Origin of the sequence: Enterobacter sp. C6, assembly GCF_008122455.1 — a bacterium.
GTDB lineage: Bacteria > Pseudomonadota > Gammaproteobacteria > Enterobacterales > Enterobacteriaceae > Enterobacter > Enterobacter pseudoroggenkampii.
Map to the genome: position 1 here is coordinate 1 of NZ_QPFW01000023.1, position 598 is coordinate 598.

At 66.1% G+C, this 598-nt stretch carries 2 protein-coding genes; both read left to right on the top strand.

Features of this window, described 5'->3' with window-relative positions; all coding sequences use genetic code 11:
- A partial coding sequence (locus DOU50_RS00140) for an iron chelate uptake ABC transporter family permease subunit (RefSeq protein WP_148768447.1) occupies positions 1-291 on the top strand: 291 nt, incomplete at its 5' end.
- Positions 288-598: iron chelate uptake ABC transporter family permease subunit (locus tag DOU50_RS00145; RefSeq protein ID WP_148768448.1), on the top strand; the 311-nt coding region annotated here is incomplete at its 3' end. The genes DOU50_RS00140 and DOU50_RS00145, both read left to right, overlap by 4 nt.

A 598-nucleotide genomic window follows, 5' to 3' on the forward strand; every position in this document is an offset into this window, starting at 1 on the left:
ACTCGCCTGCTCGCCCTGCTGGCCATCGCGCTGCTCTGCGGCGCGGCCGTCTCTGTCGCCGGGCCGATTGGCTTTATCGGCCTTGTGGTGCCGCAGCTCATCCGCCGTCTGGTGTCGGTCGATTTACGCGTGATGGTGCCGCTGTCGGCCCTGTGCGGCGCGTTGGTGTTGCTGCTGGCGGATATCGCTGCCCGCACGCTGTTTACCCCCTGGGAGCTGGCAACCGGCATCATGACGGCCCTGGTCGGCGCGCCCGTGTTCATTTTTATGGCGTCGAGGATGTTCAAATGAACCGGGCCGGACTCCGCGCAATCCGTGTTGGCCGTTTATCGGCGCTGGTTCGTCCGAAGGCGCTGGCGTACCTGTCGCTTTTCGCGCTGGCGGCGCTAAGCCTGCTGGGCTTTGGCCTGACGCACGGTTCTCTGCCCATTCCCGCCTCCGCCATCGGGGGCGCGCTGTTTTATCCAGAAAGCCTGGCGGCGGAGACGCGCTACGTCGTGATGGACATCCGCCTGCCGCGCCTGCTGATGGCGATACTGTGCGGCGCCATGCTCGGCATGGCAGGGGCGGCAATGCAGTCCATCACCCGCAACGGTCT